The organism is Streptomyces sp. PA03-6a (assembly GCF_033792765.1).
Taxonomy (GTDB): Bacteria; Actinomycetota; Actinomycetes; order Streptomycetales; family Streptomycetaceae; genus Actinacidiphila.
The window spans coordinates 1-16085 of the sequence record NZ_JARAVK010000208.1; the positions used below are offsets into that span (position 1 = coordinate 1).

Annotated in this window: 14 protein-coding genes; 7 read left to right on the forward strand and 7 right to left on the reverse strand. The window is 74.1% G+C overall.

What is annotated here, in order from left to right:
* Positions 1-204 precede the first annotated feature (204 nt).
* Positions 205-1053 (forward strand): HAAS signaling domain-containing protein, encoded by an 849-nt coding sequence (locus PV350_RS35020; protein WP_500337570.1) that lies wholly within the window; start codon positions 205-207, stop codon positions 1051-1053.
* 10 nt (positions 1054-1063) lie between these two features.
* Positions 1064-1708, forward strand: a complete 645-nt coding sequence (locus PV350_RS35025; protein ID WP_500337571.1) for an HAD family hydrolase — start codon at positions 1064-1066, stop codon at positions 1706-1708.
* On the opposite strand, the gene PV350_RS35030 is transcribed toward PV350_RS35025, so the two are convergent.
* The gene (locus PV350_RS35030; protein WP_499512478.1) at positions 1678-1923 is read right to left on the reverse strand and encodes a hypothetical protein; all 246 of its coding nucleotides are present in this window, start codon (positions 1921-1923) and stop codon (positions 1678-1680) included. The two genes, PV350_RS35025 and PV350_RS35030, sit on opposite strands and share 31 nt — an antisense overlap.
* A 186-nt stretch (positions 1924-2109) precedes the next feature.
* Between PV350_RS35030 and PV350_RS35035 the strand changes: the two genes are divergently transcribed.
* A complete protein-coding gene (locus PV350_RS35035) occupies positions 2110-2493 on the forward strand; it encodes a cold-shock protein (protein WP_319161765.1) in 384 nt (127 codons plus the stop codon).
* A 20-nt stretch (positions 2494-2513) separates the two neighbouring features.
* On the opposite strand, the gene PV350_RS35040 is transcribed toward PV350_RS35035, so the two are convergent.
* The 4 genes from PV350_RS35040 to PV350_RS35055 all read right to left on the reverse strand — a co-directional run bounded on the left by PV350_RS35040 (position 2514) and on the right by PV350_RS35055 (position 6021).
* A complete protein-coding gene (locus PV350_RS35040) occupies positions 2514-3374 on the reverse strand; it encodes a 1,4-dihydroxy-6-naphtoate synthase (RefSeq protein ID WP_500337572.1) in 861 nt (286 codons plus the stop codon).
* Positions 3371-4072, reverse strand: a complete 702-nt coding sequence (locus PV350_RS35045) for a futalosine hydrolase (RefSeq protein ID WP_499512476.1) — start codon at positions 4070-4072, stop codon at positions 3371-3373. Before PV350_RS35045 ends, PV350_RS35040 begins: the two co-directional genes overlap by 4 nt.
* A 26-nt stretch (positions 4073-4098) precedes the next feature.
* Positions 4099-4569 carry a hypothetical protein gene (locus PV350_RS35050; RefSeq protein WP_500337573.1) on the reverse strand — a complete coding sequence of 157 codons (471 nt, stop codon included), beginning with the start codon at positions 4567-4569 and terminating at the stop codon, positions 4099-4101.
* A 72-nt stretch (positions 4570-4641) separates the two neighbouring features.
* A complete protein-coding gene (locus PV350_RS35055; RefSeq protein ID WP_499512474.1) occupies positions 4642-6021 on the reverse strand; it encodes an MFS transporter in 1380 nt (459 codons plus the stop codon).
* 214 nt (positions 6022-6235) lie between these two features.
* Between PV350_RS35055 and PV350_RS35060 the strand changes: the two genes are divergently transcribed.
* From PV350_RS35060 to PV350_RS35075, 4 genes are all read left to right on the forward strand, one after another.
* Positions 6236-7138 (forward strand): DUF3027 domain-containing protein, encoded by a 903-nt coding sequence (locus PV350_RS35060; RefSeq protein WP_499512473.1) that lies wholly within the window; start codon positions 6236-6238, stop codon positions 7136-7138.
* Positions 7139-7897: 759 nt separating this feature from the next.
* Positions 7898-11053 (forward strand): sacsin N-terminal ATP-binding-like domain-containing protein, encoded by a 3156-nt coding sequence (locus PV350_RS35065; RefSeq protein ID WP_499516869.1) that lies wholly within the window; start codon positions 7898-7900, stop codon positions 11051-11053.
* Positions 11054-11226: 173 nt separating this feature from the next.
* Positions 11227-12063, forward strand: coding sequence for a calcium-binding protein (locus PV350_RS35070; RefSeq protein ID WP_499512472.1), 837 nt, complete (start codon positions 11227-11229; stop codon positions 12061-12063).
* A 180-nt stretch (positions 12064-12243) separates the two neighbouring features.
* Complete coding sequence (locus PV350_RS35075) at positions 12244-12999, forward strand: calcium-binding protein (RefSeq protein ID WP_499512471.1); 756 nt, start codon at positions 12244-12246, stop codon at positions 12997-12999.
* Positions 13000-13038: 39 nt separating this feature from the next.
* On the opposite strand, the gene PV350_RS35080 is transcribed toward PV350_RS35075, so the two are convergent.
* Both PV350_RS35080 and PV350_RS35085 read right to left on the reverse strand, forming a co-directional pair.
* Positions 13039-15462 (reverse strand): HAD-IC family P-type ATPase, encoded by a 2424-nt coding sequence (locus PV350_RS35080; protein WP_499512470.1) that lies wholly within the window; start codon positions 15460-15462, stop codon positions 13039-13041.
* Positions 15463-15573: 111 nt separating this feature from the next.
* A complete protein-coding gene (locus PV350_RS35085; protein WP_499512469.1) occupies positions 15574-15858 on the reverse strand; it encodes a DUF2530 domain-containing protein in 285 nt (94 codons plus the stop codon).
* Between the last annotated feature and the right edge of the window lie 227 nt (positions 15859-16085).

The following is a 16085-nucleotide window of genomic DNA, read 5'->3' on the forward strand; positions in this document are numbered from 1 at the left end:
GACGGCTTCCGAGTTTTGAGAGGTGTTGTGGGTCTCGGAAATGTGTTAAGAAAAAGACCCCACCGGGGTGCAGACGCCGGAGCAACCCGCGGTACCGCACAGGCGCGGCGCCGTCGTGGGGTTGCGCCAGCCCGCTTCGCCTCCGGCGAGCGGCCGACCCGCAACCATGCCCGGGCGCGGCCCGGGGGGCGGTAGCGTCGGGGCATGGGTGCGGAGGAGAGCGACCGGCTGGTACTGGACTACCTCAGCAAGGTGGGGGACCTGGCACAGACCGCCCTCCCGGCGGACCGGCGGCGGGACCTCGTGGCACGCCTGCGCAAGGACATCGACCGGGAGCGGCACGGCAGCGACAACCCCGCCGTGGTGCGGCGGATCCTGGGCCGGCTGGGCGCCCCGGACGCGGTGGTGCAGGGGGAGGCCGCCGCCGCGGTGCCCGCGCCCCGCACCCCGGCGGACCCCGCACCGGCGGAACCGCAGTGGTGGCGGCTGCCCGACCAGCGCACCCAGTCGCCGTCGCCATCGCCTTCGACCTCGCGGACGTTCCTGCCCGGTGACGAACTCGCCGGGCTGCCCGGCATGACCGGCGGCCTGATCATCCCGCTGACCCCCGAGGAGGACCCGGAGGCCGCCCCGGCCGCCAAGGCCGAGGCCCAGCCCGAGGCGGAGCCGGACGCCGCCCCGGCAACGCGCCGCGGGCCGCGGCGGTGGCGGGCCGGTCTCCTGGAGTCCGTCGCCGCGCTCCTGCTGCTGACCGGCGCCGTCCTCGGCTCCTGGATCGCCCTCCTCGCCGGGTGGGCCGTGGCGTACGGCTCGCGCCGCCTGTCCCGCCGCGCGTCCCGGTTCGCGGCGCTGGGCCTGCCGGGCCTGACCGCCGCGGCCGCGCTGATCTGGATCTGGGGCCGCTTCGCCGGACGGTGGGGCGAGCCGATCCCCGAGGGCGGCCTGGACTCCGCGATCGCCGACGCGCTGCCCACGGTCGTGCGGATCGCGGCCGTCGCCTCGGCCGCCTTCCTGCTCTGGCGGGGGAGCAGGGCCGGCCGGCGGCCTCGTTAGAGTGGCTGCCATGCCCGCTTCCCAGCCGACGTCCCCGATAACGGTCGGGTTCGACCTCGACATGACCCTGATCGACTCACGCCCCGGCATCAAGGCCACGTACGAGTGCCTCGCCGAGGAGACCGGCGTCTTCGTCGACGCCGCGCTCGCCGTCACCCGCCTCGGGCCGCCGCTCGACTGGGAGCTGGCGCACTGGTTCCCCGCGGAGGACATCCCCGCGGTCGCCGACCGCTACCGGGCGCTGTACCCCGGGTTCGCCATCGCTCCGACCCCGGCCATGCCCGGGGCGCGCGAGGCCGTCGCCGCCGTGCACGCGGCGGGCGGGCGGGCCGTCGTGGTCACCGCGAAGCACGAGCCGAACGCCAAGCTGCACCTCACGCACCTGGGTCTGGAGGTCGACGAGGTGCGCGGCTGGCTGTGGGCCGAGGCGAAGGCCGAGGCGCTGACCGAGTACGGGGCGGCGGTCTACGTCGGGGACCACGTGGGGGACGTCGTCGGGGCCCGCACGGCCGGCGCGCTGTCCGTGGCGGTGGCGACGGGCCCGGTCACGGCGGACGAACTGCGCGCCGCCGGGGCGGACGTCGTGCTGGCCGACCTGACGGAGTTCCCCGCCTGGTTCGCCTCCTACGCCCCGGACCCCGACGCCGTCGCCTGACGGCTCTGCGCCCGCGCGGAGCGCAGCAGCCCGGCCAGGGCCAGCGCGAAGCCGACGCCCATGAGCATCGACACCAGGTAGGCGGCGGTCGGCAGCGGGTCGGATCCCAGGAAGAGCGGGGCCACGGTGGCCAGAGTGCCGAGCGCGCCGACGACGAAGACGGCGGCGCCGACGCGCACGAGGAGATCGCCGGGTTTCCGGGTTTCGGTGGTCACCGGACCAGGGTAGATCGCCCGGGGAAGTCGCAGCGCACCGGCCGGACGGTGGCCGGGGCAGGAAGACCACGGAGTCTTGTCACACGCCCCTGGGCCATTAGCCTTATGGGCAGCGGGTCTGCCAAGGGGCCCGCTGTCTTGCTATCCAAGAGCTTTTTTCTGTCTACAGCGAGGACGAGGTCGGACGTGCCTACCGGCAAGGTCAAGTGGTTCAACAGCGAGAAGGGCTTCGGCTTCCTCTCCCGCGACGACGGCGGCGACGTCTTCGTGCACTCCTCCGTCCTGCCGGACGGCGTGGCCACGCTGAAGCCGGGGCAACGAGTCGAGTTCGGCGTGGTCGCCGGACAGCGCGGTGACCAGGCCCTGTCGGTGACCCTGTTGGAGCCGGCGCCGTCCGTGGCGGCCGCGCAGCGACGCAAGCCCGACGAACTGCTGCCCATCGTCCAGGACCTCACCACGCTGCTGGAGGACGTCGCCCGCTCGCTGCAGCGCGGCCGTTACCCGGACAAGGCCCACGGCCACAAGATCGCGTCCGTCCTGCGCGTCGTCGCCGACCAGTTGGACGTCTGACCCCCCGCCCGGGTGCGGGCTCACGACTCGAGCGCGTGCGGACCGAGGGGCGGCACCAGTCCCTCGGCCGCGGCCCGGGTGAGCAGCCCGCGGACCGCCGCGTAGCCCTCCTCGCCGAGCGCCGAGGTGAACTCGTTCACGTACAGCCCGATGTGCTGGTCCGCCACCTTCGGGTCCATCTCCTGCGCGTGCTCCATGACGTAGCCGCGTGAGGCCTCGGGCTCGTCCCAGGCCATGTGGACGGAGGTGCGGGCCGCGGCCGCCAGTTCGCGCAGACGCTCCTCGCCCAGGGAGCGCTTGGCGATGATCGCGCCCAGCGGGATGGGCAGCGTGGTGGTCAGCTCCCAGTGCTCGCCCATGTCCGCGAGCTTGTGCAGCCCGTAGTCCTGGTAGGTGAAGCGCGCCTCGTGGATGACGAGCCCCGCGTCCACCCGGCCGTCCCGCACCGCCGGCATGATCTCGTGGAAGGGCAGGACGACGATCTCCCCGACGCCGCCCGGCACTTCGGCGGCCGCCCACAGCCGGAAGAGCAGGTACGCCGTCGAGCGCTCGCTCGGCACCGCCACCGTGCGCCCGCTCAGGTCGGCGCCCTTGCCGGTGCCCTCGTCCCTGGTCAGGACGAGCGGGCCGCAGCCGCGGCCCAGCGCGCCGCCGCAGGGCAGCAGCGCGTACTCGTCGAGCACGTAGGGGAGCACCGCGTACGAGACCTTCAGGACGTCGAACTCGCCGCGCTCGGCCATCCCGTTGGTGACGTCGATGTCCGCGAAGGTCACGTCGATCGCAGGCGCGTCCGGGACCAGGCCGTGCGCCCAGGCGTGGAAGACGAAGGTGTCGTTGGGGCACGGGGAGTAGGCGATCCGCAGTGCGCGCTCTTGGCTCATGTCCGGTCTCCAACGTCGAGTACGGCGGGTTGCTTCCCGAGCCGGGCGAAGGCGTCGGCGAGCGCGTCGAGCGCCTCCCCGATCCGCCAGGCCGCGCGGTCGCGCGGGCCCACCGGATTGGACACCGTACGGATCTCCAGGACGGGCAGCCCGTGCGCCGCGGCCGCCTCCGCGACGCCGAAGCCCTCCATGGCCTCGGCCGGCGCCCCGGGGTGACGGCGCGTCAGCTCCGCGGCCCGGCCGGCCGTCCCGGTCACCGTCGACACCGTCAGGACCGGCCCGTACGCCGCGCCGAGCACGTCGGCGACCCGGCGGGACAGCGGTCCCGGCGGGCGGTGCTCGGAGGTGCCGAAGCCCAGCTCGGCGACCGGGAGGAAGCCCTCCGGGCCCTCCGCGCCCAGGTCGGCGGCGACGATGGCGTTCGCGACGACCACCGAGCCGACCGGTGCGTGGGGCTGGAAGCCGCCGGCGATCCCGGCCGAGACAACGAGCCCGTACCGCGCCGCGGTGAGCGCCGCCGCCGTGCCCGCCGCCGCGGCGGCCGGGCCGACGCCCGCGGCCAGCACGTCCGCGAGGGCGGTGCGCAGCAGCACGCGGCCACCCGGTACGGGCTGCTCGGTGGCCGTGCCGCCGAGTCCGCGGACGACCGCGTCGCGTTCCGCCGGGACGGCGGTGACGACGAGGAGGCGGGGCATCATGACCTCGGCGGAGTCAGCGGACGGTTTCAGCCCGCCGACTTCAGCTTGAACTGCCAGACGCCGAGGTAGTCCTGGGCGCCGGCGGTCTCGATGATGTTGAGGGTCACCTCGCTGGCCGCGGCACCGGTCTGCGCGTCGGAGAGCAGGGTCTCGGCGTCGAAAGAGCGGTAGGTGGTGTCCTTCAGCAGCCCCGACTTGCCGGAGGTGCCGGCGGCCACGACCCAGCCCTTCTCGGCGATCGCGGGGTCGACGCCGATCCGCACCTTGTCACCGGGCCGGACCGTGATGGTCTTCTCGGGCTTGCCCTGCAGGCAGGTCAGGAAGACCTGCTCGGAAAGCTTCTTCCCGTCGAGGTAGCACTTGCTGGTGGCCTCGGTGGTCACGGTCCTGTCGCCGACGGTGACGGTCGCCAGGGGGGTCGGCTTCTCGCAGGCGGAGAGGGCGATCAGCCCGAGGGACACGGCACCGAGGGCGGCGGCACGGCGGCGATTGCTCATGAAGGTGAGGCTACCGGGCGGTCGCGCTCCCGCTACGCGGGGGGCCCGCTCGTGTCCCCGGGCCGCCCCCGCTCAGACGGTGCGCGGACGTGTCGCCCGTCCCCGGGCACCCGTCATCAGGCCGCGGACCGAGAAGGTGACGCCGAGCGCCACCAGGGCCGCCCCCACCGCCATCCCCAGCGTGCCGTTGAGCGGCAGGACGATGCCGATGGCGCCGCCGATCACCCACGCCAGCTGGAGGGCGGTCTCCGAGCGGGCGAACGCCGAGGTGCGCACCTCCTCGGGCACGTCGCGCTGGATCAGGGCGTCCAGCGAGAGCTTGCCCAGCGCCTGCGCGATGCCCGCCGCGGCCGCGACGACGGCGATGGTCAGCACGCCGTACCAGGCCGCCGCCACGCACGTCGCCGCCAGGGCGGCGGCCAGCGCGCTGATGATGATCCGCTCCGGTCCGCGGTCGCGCAGCCAGGAGCCCAGCGCGGTGCCGAAGGCGTTGCCGGTGCCCGCCGCCACGGCGACCAGGCCCAGCGACACCGGCCCCGACAGGCCGCCCAGCGGATGCTCGCGCAGCAGGAACGCCAGGAAGAGGGTCAGGAACCCCGACAGCGCCCGCAGCGCGGCGTTGGCCTGCAGGGCGTGCAGCACCGGACCGCCGACGCTCCGCAGCCCCGGCCGCTTCTCCCGCCACTGCCGGCCCAGGCGGTGGTGCTCGACCTCCTCACCCGAGGTCAGCTCGGCGCGCGCCTCGCCCTTGGCGGAGTCCACCTTGTGCGGGAGGGAGAAGGAGAGCAGCGTCCCGACGACGAAGACGACGAACGCCCCGTACAGCGGCACGCCCGGCCCGATCAGGTGGAGCAGCCCGCCGATCGGCGCCGCGACGGCGGTGGCCAGCAGGCCCGTCAGGCTCACCCGGGAGTTCGCCTTCACCAGCGTCGTACGGGCCGGCAGCAGCCGTGGCATCACCGCGCTGCGCACCACGCCGTACGCCTTCGACGCCACGAGCACGCCCAAGGCGGCCGGATACAGCTCCAGTCCGGCGGTCGCCACCACCCCGGCCATCGTCCAGGCCAGGATCGCCCGGGCCAGCATCGACATCGCCATCGCGGCGCGCCGGCCGTGCGGGATGCGGTCCAGCAGCGGCCCGATCACCGGGGCCAGCAGCGCGAACGGGGCCATCGTGACCAGCAGGTAGAGCGCCACGCGGCCGCGCGCCTCACCGGTCGGCACGGAGAAGAAGATCGTGCTGGCGAGCGCGACGGTGATCAGCATGTCGCCGGCCGAGTTCACCGCGTGCAGCTCGATCAGCTTCGCCAGACCCGACTCGCCCGCCCCGCCCGAGTGCGTGTGACGCCGGACGCGCCGCACCACGGCGGACGACGTACGCTGCGTGGCGCGCGCGACGGCGTTCCCCGCCCTGCGAACCGGTCCCGGGCCGGACGTCACTGTGCGTGCCACGCTCGCCAGTCTGCCCTACCGGGCGGCTTTCCGAACGGGGCGCGCACCGATAGCGTGCGATCGCGCAGAATGGAGTCATCAGGTGCGCCCGTGGACGTACGGGCAGGCAGCGTTTGAAGCGGTCCTCCGGTCCGCTCCGCCACCGCCCCGCCCGACCCTCGGCGGCGCACGCGTAAGACGGCGTAGGAGAGAATCGATTCTTGTGAGTGCTGCGATGCGAAGCCGTACCCCTGACCGCCTGTGCGCCGAGGCGGTCGACCTCGCCCTCGAAGCCGCCGTCGAGGCCTTCGGCGAGAAAGCGGTCGGCGAGCACCTCGGGGCGGTCGCCGAGGGCGACCGCGTCGTCACGCACCTGTTCGACTGCCGTGAGGCCTCCTACCGCGGCTGGCGCTGGGCGGTCACGCTCACCCGCGCCTCCCGCGCCAAGGCCATCACCTTGGACGAGACGGTCCTCGTGCCCGGGCCCGAGGCCGTCCTCGCGCCCGAATGGGTGCCGTGGAGCGAGCGCCTGCGCCCCGGCGACCTCGGCCCCGGCGACCTGCTGCCCACCGAGGCGGAGGACCTGCGCCTGGAGACCGGCTTCTCCGGGGAGGACGCCCCGCCGCCGAACTCGCCGGTCTCCGAGGAGATGGCCGAGCTCGTCGAGGCCGAGGACGCGGACGTCTCCGGCGGCCCCCCGGCGACCCTGCCGATGGCGCCCACGGTCGGCACGATCGCCGCGGTCGCGGAGGAGATCGGCATGGCCCGGCCGCGCGTGCTGTCCCGGTACGGGCTGCACGTCGCCGCGGACCGCTGGGAGGACGAGTACGGCCCCAAGGCCCCGATGGCCCAGGCCGCCCCCGCCCAGTGCGTCTCCTGCGGCTTCCTCGTCCCGATCGCGGGCTCCCTGCGGCAGGCCTTCGGCGTCTGCGCGAACGAGTTCTCCCCGGCCGACGGGCGCGTCGTCTCCCTCGCCTACGGGTGCGGCGCGCACTCCGAGGCCGCGGTCATGCCGAAGACCCCCCGGCCCGCGCCGCCCGTCCTCGACGAGACCGCGATCGAGCCGCTCCCCCTCCACCCCGACCGCCAGGGCTCCGTCGAGGACACGACCCCGGCCGAGGAACTCGGCCACAGCTGACGGCTCCGCCGCGGCCCGGGCGGGGGCGCGGACGCGCGCGCCTCGGCGGCCGTGTGGGCTCCGCCCACGCCCGGCCTGGTCCGGGGCGGGGCGGTTGTGCGCCGGTCGTCCCGGCTGGGTACTCGGCCGCGGTCGACGGCAGGCTCCGCCGGCGGCTGACGCCCGTGCCCGGGTTGCGCGGGCTGCCGGCCAGGCACTCCGGTTGAGGAACTGGGCCACAGCCGACGGCTGCCGTCCGCGGACGACGGGCCTCGGGGCCGGGTGGGGCCGCCCCGCCCGGGTCGGGGCTGGAGCCGCTGTGCGTCGGTGAGGGCGCCATCCCGGCCGGGGAACTCGGTCACGGTGCTCGCTCCGTCGGCGGCCCGCTGCCGGGACCGGGTGGCGCTGGGGGCGCCTCGGGGTCCACGTGGGCTCCGCCCAGTCGACCGGCCTGGTCCGGGGCCCACCGGGGCCGCTGGGCGCCGGTCGTCCAGGTTGGGTGACTCGGCCACGGCCGGCTCCGGATTGCGCGGGCTGCCGCCCGGGCACTGGCTGCCGTCCGCGGATGGCGCGCATCGGGGCCGGGTGGGGTGCCCCTACGCCTACGCCCGGTCCACCGGGGCCGAGCAGAGCCTGGGCCGGCCCGGCCCGCGCGGGGCGGCGTCCCCGGGTGCGGGCGCGTGCGGGACGACCGGGCGACAGCCCACGCGGTAGCGTCACTCGCACAGGGCAGGGCATGCGACACCGCGTGAGGGAGAAGACGACGTGAGCGGGACCGCGATGGACCGGGGCGCAGATCCGTTCGGGACCGCACGGCTGCGGCGGGCCGTGCTGGACGCGTGGGCCGCGTCGCCCGCCCGGTTCCGGGAGGACGCCAACGCGGAGGAGGACCTCGCGCTCGGCGGCTACCGCGACCGTCTCGTCGTCGAGCTGGCCCAGAACGCCGCCGACGCGGCGACCCGTGCGGGGGTGACCGGCCGCCTGCGGCTGACCCTGCGCGAGGGGGTGCTCGCCGCCGCGAACACCGGGGCCCACCTGGACGCCGCGGGCGTGGAGTCCCTGTCGACGCTGCGCGCCAGCTCCAAGCGCGAGGAGGGCGCCCTGGCCGTCGGCCGCTTCGGCGTCGGGTTCTCCGCCGTGCTCGCGGTCAGCGACGAGCCCGCGATCCTCAGCCGCAGCGGCGGCGTCCGCTGGTCGCTGGCCGAGGCCCGCGACCTCGCGCGGGAGACCGGTGGGCACTCCCCGGGGCTCACCGACGAACTGCGCCGCCGGGACGGCCACGTACCGCTGCTGCGGCTGCCGCTGCCCGCCGAGGGCACCGCCCCGGACGGCTACGACACGTGCGTCGTGCTGCCGCTGCGCGACGGCGCCGCAGCGGACCTCGCGGCGAGCCTGCTCGCCGCGATCGACGACGCGCTGCTGCTGTCCCTGCCCGGCCTGACCGAGGTGGTCGTGGAGACGCCCGAGGGCGTACGGACCCTGAGCCGGCGTCAGGAGGACGGGCTGACCGTCGTCGTGGACAGCGCCGGCGGCACCACCCGCTGGCGCACCGTGAGCGACGCGGGCCCGCTGGAGGCGGGGCTGCTGAGCGACCGCCCGGTCGAGGAGCGGCTGCGCCCGGTGTGGTCGGTGACCTGGGCCGTCCCGGTGGGCCAGGACGGCGCGCCGGAGCGGCCGCGGACGGCGCCCTTCGTGCACGCCCCGACGCCGACGGACGAGCCGCTGGGACTGCCCGCGCTGCTCATCGCCTCGCTGCCGCTGGACCCGAGCCGGCGCCACGCCGCGCCCGGCGCCCTCACCGACTTCCTGGTCGCGCGGGCGGCCGAGCTCTACGTACGGCTGCTGGCGGACTGGCGACCGGTGGGCGCGGGCATCGTGGACCTGGTGCCCGGCCCGCTCGGCAAGGGCGAGCTGGACGCGCAACTGCGCCGCCACGTGCAGGAGCGGCTGCCGCGCACCGCCTTCCTACCGCGCGCCGCCGACGTCACGGACGCGGGCGGCGAGGACGAACTGCCGCCCGCACTGCGCCCGGTGGAGGCCGAGGTCGTCGAGGGCACCGGCGCGGAGACCGTGCGCGTGCTGGCGGAGGTCTTCCCGACGCTGCTGCCCCCCGGGCTGGAGCGCCGCCCCGAACTGCGCGTCCTCGGGGTGGCCCGGCTGCCGCTGGGCGACGCGATCGACCGGCTCGCCGGGGTGGAGCGCCCCGCGGAGTGGTGGCACCGCCTGTACGACTCGCTGGCCGGCACCGACCCGGACCGGCTGAGCGGGCTGCCCGTGCCGCTGGCCGACCGGCGTACCGTCGTCGGACCGCGCCAGGTGCTGCTGCCGCTCCCCGAGATGGACAGCGTCTACGCCGAGGGGGCCGCCCCGGTCAGCACCGGGCTGCCCGCCGCCTCGGAGCTGGCCCGGCTGGGCCTGAAGGTCGCCGACCCGGCGGCCGCGCACCCGCTGCTGGAGAAGCTCGGGGCCACCCCGGCGACCCCGCGCGCCGTCCTCACCACCCCGCAGGTGCGCGCGGCGGTGGCCGCGTCCCTGGACGCCGACGAGGCCTGGGACGAGGACGCGCCCGCGCTGGACGCGGAGGAACTGGCCGAGGTCGTCCTGGGCCTGGTCCGGGCCGCGAACCTCGCCCCCGGCGACGAGCCGTGGCTGGCCGCCCTCGCCCTCACCGACGACGAGGGCGAGCTCGCCCCCGCCGGTGAACTGGTGCTGCCGGGCAGTGCCTTCGAGCAGGTCATCCGGGAGGGGGAGCTCGGCTCCGTCGACGAGGACCTGGCCGCCCGCTGGGGCGAGCAGCCGCTGACCGCGGTCGGCGTGCTCGCCACCTTCGCCCTGGTCCGGGCCACCGACGTGGTGCTCGACCCGGACGAGCTGGAGCCGCGCGAGAGCGACTGGGCCGAGCCGGACGACGCCGGGCTGCTCGACGCGGTCGACGTGTGGTGCGAGGACGTCCTCGACCAGCTGCCGGACACCGACGTGCCGCCGGTCGCCACCGAGATCGTCGCCGTGCGCGACCTCGACCTCGTCGCCGACGACGCCTGGCCGCAGGCGCTGGCCATGCTCTCCGTGCCGCCGCTGCGCGACGCGGTCACCCAGCCGGTGCGGGTCCTGCTGCCGGACGGCACCACGGAGTCCGTGCGGCCCTACACCGCCTGGTGGCTGCGCGACCACCCGGTCCTCGACGGCCGCCGCCCGGTCGGCCTGCGCGCGATCGGCGGCGACCCGCTGCTCGACGGGCTGTACGAGGACGCCGAGGCCGGCGCCGTGGACGACCAGGTGCTGCGCGCCCTGGGCGTGCGTACGTCCGTCACGGCCCTGCTGGACGAGCCGGGCGGCGCCGCCGAGCTGCTCGCCCGGCTCGCCGACCCGGGCTCCACGGTCACCCCGGCCCAACTGCACCGCCTCCACTCCGAACTGGGCACCCTCGAACCCGAGCAGGTCACCCTCCCCGAGGAGCTGCGGGCCGTCGTCGACGGCCACGAGCCGCGCGTGGTCGACGCCGGGGACGCCCTCGTCGCGGACGCGCCCGACCTGCTCCCGCTCACCGCAGGACTGCCCCTGCTCCCGGTGCCGCCGGTCCGCGCCGCGGCGCTGGCCGAGCTGTTCCAGGTGCGCCGGCTCAGCGAGGCCCTCGACGCCCCGGTCGTCTCCGAGGGCGAGCCGCACGACGTCGCGGACGCGGTCCGCGAGCTGCTCCCGGGCGCTCCCCTGTCGTACGTCGAGCACGAGGAACTGCTGGTCAGGGCGGCCGACGGCAGCACCGTCGAGCTCGACTGGCGGTGGATCGACGGCACCCTGCACGCCGCCACGCTGGAGGGCGTCGCCGCCGGCCTGTCGTGGGCGGCCGGCGCCTGGCAGCGCCGCTTCGAGGTGGCCGCCCTGCTGGAGGACCCGACCCGCACGGAGGAGCTGGCCCGCGACCGCTGGTTCGACTGAGCGGCGGGGTGGCTGTGTGGCGACGGACCGAGTGGCCGTCGTCACACAGGGAGATATGTCGAAAGCATTTCCGCTGGATGACTGTTCGCGCGTACTCTCTTCCTCTCACCATTCGAGACGCCTCGTCCGGGGGAGTTCGACGGGCGTCCTCTTCATCTGGGGGATTCTCAAGCATGCGTATTCGCGCCACTGTGGCCGCCGTTTCCGGCGCCCTGGCCCTCGCTTCGCTGGCAGTCCCGGCCGCTCAGGCCTCCGACAAGCCGGCCGCCACTGCCCTGTCGACCTTCGCCGCCAAGGCGGGGGCGGACGAGTCCGTGGGTGACACCAAGATCACCAAGGTCGTCGTCAACGGCGGCAAGGACATCGTCCTCGGGACGAGCAGCAAGAAGACGGTCTCCGTCGCGGTGACCGCCACCGACCCGGCCGGCATCGACGGCGGCGTGGCGTTCCTCTGGCACGGGTCGTCGTTCACCGACGACGGCATCGACGGCGGCCTCTTCCCGCCCACGGACTACGCCGCCTGCACCGTGGTCAACGCCACCACCTCCACCTGCAAGGTCAGCATCACCATCGACCCCAAGGCGGACCTCTACAAGAACGCGCTCGCCGGCTCCTGGAAGGTGTACGCCGTGGTCGGCGGCAAGGACGGCGACTACGTAGAGAAGGAGATCGCCGGCACCGCGAAGATCAAGCGCAACACCGAGCTGACGGTCAACGCCACGCCGGAGCCGGTGAAGAAGGGCAAGACCATCACCGTCACCGGCAAGCTCACCCGGGCCAACTGGGAGACCCACAAGTACGCCGGCTACACGGGCCAGTCCGTGCAGCTGCAGTTCCGCAAGAAGGGCACCACCGCGTACAAGACGGTCAAGACCGTCAAGTCCAGCAGCACCGGTGCCCTGAAGACCACCGTCAAGGCGTCCGTGGACGGCTACTGGCGCTACACCTTCGTCACCACCTCGCTCAGCGGCGCGTCGGGCTCCACGGCCGACTTCGTCGACGTGAAGTAACCCCACCCGCACCACCCACCGGGCGCCGGGCCCCCTCAGCGGGGGCCCGGCGCCCCGTGCTTGCGCACACCCACGCTTGACCGGTCCTTGAACCGCCCATTCCCCGGTGATCTGTAGGCTTCCACCGCCATTCGGCATTCACCTGGGGATTCTTCCCCTCGTTCCACTCAGTGGGGACACATGCGCATACGTACTGCCGCGATCGTGCTGGGCACGGCCGCGGCTCTCTCGGCCCTCGCCGTACCGTCCGCCAACGCGGACGAGGCCCAAGGCGACACGGCCATCACCAAGGTCGTCGTCAACGGCGGCAAGCCGATCGTCGTCGGCACGAGCGACAAGAAGATCTCGTACACCATCAGCGGCAGCGACAGCAGCGGCCTCGCCTACGGCGGCGCCTTCCTGTGGCGCGGCACCAGCCTGGACGCGCCGAGCGGCGTCACCGGCTTCGGCGAGACGGAGACCTGCTCCGCCACCGCGTGCACCGTCACCGCCACCGTCAGCCCCAAGCTCGACGAACTGCCCAGCTCCCAGGCCGGCACCTGGAACGTCCTCGCCGAACTGGACGGCAAGGACGGCGACATCCGGGAACTCGACAAGGGGACCACGATCAAGGTGCTGCGCGGTTCGCACCTGACCGTGAACGCCACACCCGAGCCGGTGAAGAAGGGCAAGACGATCACCGTCACCGGCACCCTGACCCGGGCCAACTGGGACACGCTCAAGTACGGCGGCTACGCGAGCCAGTCCGTGCAGCTGCAGTTCCGCAAGAAGGGCTCGACCACCTACACCACGGTCAAGACCGTCAAGTCCGGCAGCACCGGCGCCCTGAAGACCACCGTCAAGGCTTCGGTGGACGGCTACTGGCGCTACGCCTTCGGCACCAACGCCACCACCGGCGGGACCGCGGCCACGGCCGACTACGTCGACGTCCGGTAGCACCCGCCGCACCCGCCGCACCCCGGGCGCCGGGTCCCCTCAGCGGGGGCCCGGCGCCCGCTGTTGTTCCGGCGGGGCGTCGTCGTCCAGGCGGCGGACGCGGCGCCAGACCAGTTCCAGCAGCGCCGCGGCCGCCACCGCCACGACGACGGCCGTCCAGGGGCCCTGCGTGCCGACCAGCCGGAGGGCGAAGAACTCCTGCAGCCACGGGGTGACCAGGACGACCAGGAATCCCGCGCCCATGGTGAGGACCAGGGCGATCCGCCACCAGGTGTAGGGACGCGCGACGAGCGCCAGCACCCACATCGCGACCAGGAAGAGGGTCAGCGTCGCGGCGCTGGTCTCCGCCTCCAGCGCGCCGGCGCCGCGGTAGTGGTGGCGGGCGAGCATGTACGTCACGAAGGTGGCGACGCCCGCGATCACCCCGGCGGGCAGGGAGTAGCGCATGACCCGGCGCACGAAGAGCGGCTTGGCCCGCTCCTTGTTGGGAGCCAGGGCGAGGAAGAAGGCGGGGACGCCGATGGTCAGGGTGGACAGCAGCGTCAGGTGCCGGGGCAGGAACGGGTAGGGCGCGTGCCAGATGATCACCAGCAGGGCGAGCAGCACCGAGTAGACGGTCTTGGTGAGGAAGAGCGTCGCGACGCGGGTGATGTTGCCGATGACCCGGCGGCCCTCGGCCACGACCGACGGGAGCGCGGAGAAGCTGTTGTCGAGCAGCACGATCTGCGCGACCGCCCGGGTCGCCTCGGATCCTGAGCCCATGGCGACGCCGATGTCGGCGTCCTTGAGGGCGAGGACGTCGTTGACGCCGTCCCCCGTCATCGCCACGTTGTGGCCGCCGGACTGCAGCGCGCCCACCATCTCCCGCTTCTGCTGCGGGGTGACCCGGCCGAAGACCGTGCCCCGGTCGAGCTCGGCCGCCATCTGCGTGCGCTCGGCCGGCAGCCTGCGGGCGTCGACCGTCCGCTCGGCCCCCGCCAGCCCCAGCTTCCCGGCGACGGCGCCGACGGAGACCGCGTTGTCGCCGGAGATGACCTTGGCGTGCACGTCCTGCTCGGCGAAGTAGCGCAGGGTGTCGGCGGCGTCGGGGCGCAGCCGCTGCTCCAGGACGACCAGTGCCGCCGGGGTGGCCGAGGCGCCCACCGCCGGGTCGCCCAGCTCCTTCCCCGTCCGGGCGAGCAGCAGCACCCGCAGGCCCTGGGCGTTGAGGCCGTCGATCGCGCCGAGCGCCCGGTCGCCCGCGGGGAGCAGTACGTCGGGGGCGCCGAGCAGCCAGGCACTGCGCTCACCGCCGGGCTCGGTGAAGGCCGCGCCGCTGTACTTGCGGGCGGAGGAGAAGGGCAGCGCGTCGGTGACGTGCCAGCCGCCGTCCGGGGCGGGGAAGGCCGCGGCGACGGCGGCCAGGGTGGGGTTGGGGCGCGGGTCGGCGGAGCTGACCGCGCCGAGCACCTGCCGGATGTACGCCTCGGGGACACCGTCCAGCATCCGCAGCTCCGCGACGTCCATCCCGCCCTCGGTGAGGGTGCCGGTCTTGTCCAGGCACACCACGTCCACCCGGGCCAGCCCCTCGATCGCGGGCAGTTCCTGGACGAGGCACTGTTTTCGGCCCAGCCGGATCACGCCGATCGCGAAGGCCACCGAGGTGAGCAGGACCAGCCCCTCGGGCACCATCGGGACGATGCCGCCCACCATGCGGCGGACCGCTTCGCGCCAGTCGTCGCCCTCCAGGACGAGCTGGCTGACGATCAGGCCGATCGCGGTGGGGACCATCATCCACGTGACGTACTTGAGGATCTGGCTGATGCCGCTGCGCAGTTCGGAGTGGACGAGGGTGAAGCGGCTCGCCTCCTCGGCGAGTTGCGCCGCGTAGGCCTCCCGGCCGACCTTGGTCGCGGTGAAGGACCCGCCGCCCGCGACGACGAAGCTGCCGGACATCACGGGGTCGCCGGGGCGCTTGACGACGGGGTCGGCCTCGCCGGTGAGCAGCGACTCGTCGACCTCCAGGCTGTCGGCCTCGGCCACCTCGCCGTCGACCACCACCTTGTCCCCCGGCCCGAGTTCGACGAGGTCGCCGAGGACGATCCCCGAGGTGGAGACCCGGGTGGCGACCCCGTCGCGGCGCACGGTGGGTTTCGCCTCGCCGATCACGGCGAGTCCGTCCAGGGTCTTCTTGGCGCGCCACTCCTGGAAGATGCCGATGCCGGTGTTCGCGATGATGACGAAGCCGAAGAGACCGTCCTGGATCGGGCCGACCACCAGGATGATCAGGAACAGCACGCCGATGATCGCGTTGAAGCGGGTGAAGACGTTCGCGCTGACGATCTCGGCCAAGGAACGCGAGGAACGCACCGGGACGTCGTTGACCTCGCCCCGCGCGATCCGCTCCGCCACCTGGGCGGCGGTCAGTCCGCCGGGCGTCGCCGGCCGTACCCCGGCCGCCTCCCGCTGCGTGCGTTCCGTCATGGCTTCGACGGTACGTGGGGGACGGCGCCGACGGCGCGGCGGGCCGTCGCTCTCGGGGACATCTCCGGGGCGCCGTACGACCGGGGGCGTAGCCGCCCCGCGGGCCCCGGCTCAGTCCTGCGCGGCGTCCTCCGCGGCGCGGGACCGCCGGATGGCGTCCCGGCGGGCGCGCACGTACCACAGGCCGATGAGCCCGAGGCCGCCGCCGGCCAGGCAGGTCCAGATCCACCAGGCGTGGCCGTGGTCGGCGTACCAGCCGTAGAAGGGGAGCTGGACGAGGAAGAGCGCGAACCAGATGACCGTCCCGACGGTGACGGTCGCGACGTCGTTCGCCTCCAGAGGTGCCGGTGCCTCACGCAACCCGGTCGTCCCCTTGCTGTGGCTGCTGCTGCTCATACCGCACAGCGTACCCAGTGGCCCCGAGGGGTCTACGCGCGGAGATAGCGTTTGGGACGCTCATATGTTCATACTGAAACGGTCCGAGACTGGCCGGTTTCAGTCGTAGGAACCTCCAAAGCTCCCACCCCCCACGCAAGGACCCGCATCTGCCTCTTATAACATCCTACCGGCCCCACGAATAAGCCTCGAACAACTCCAGCGTTACGCTGAACACAAAAAATAAA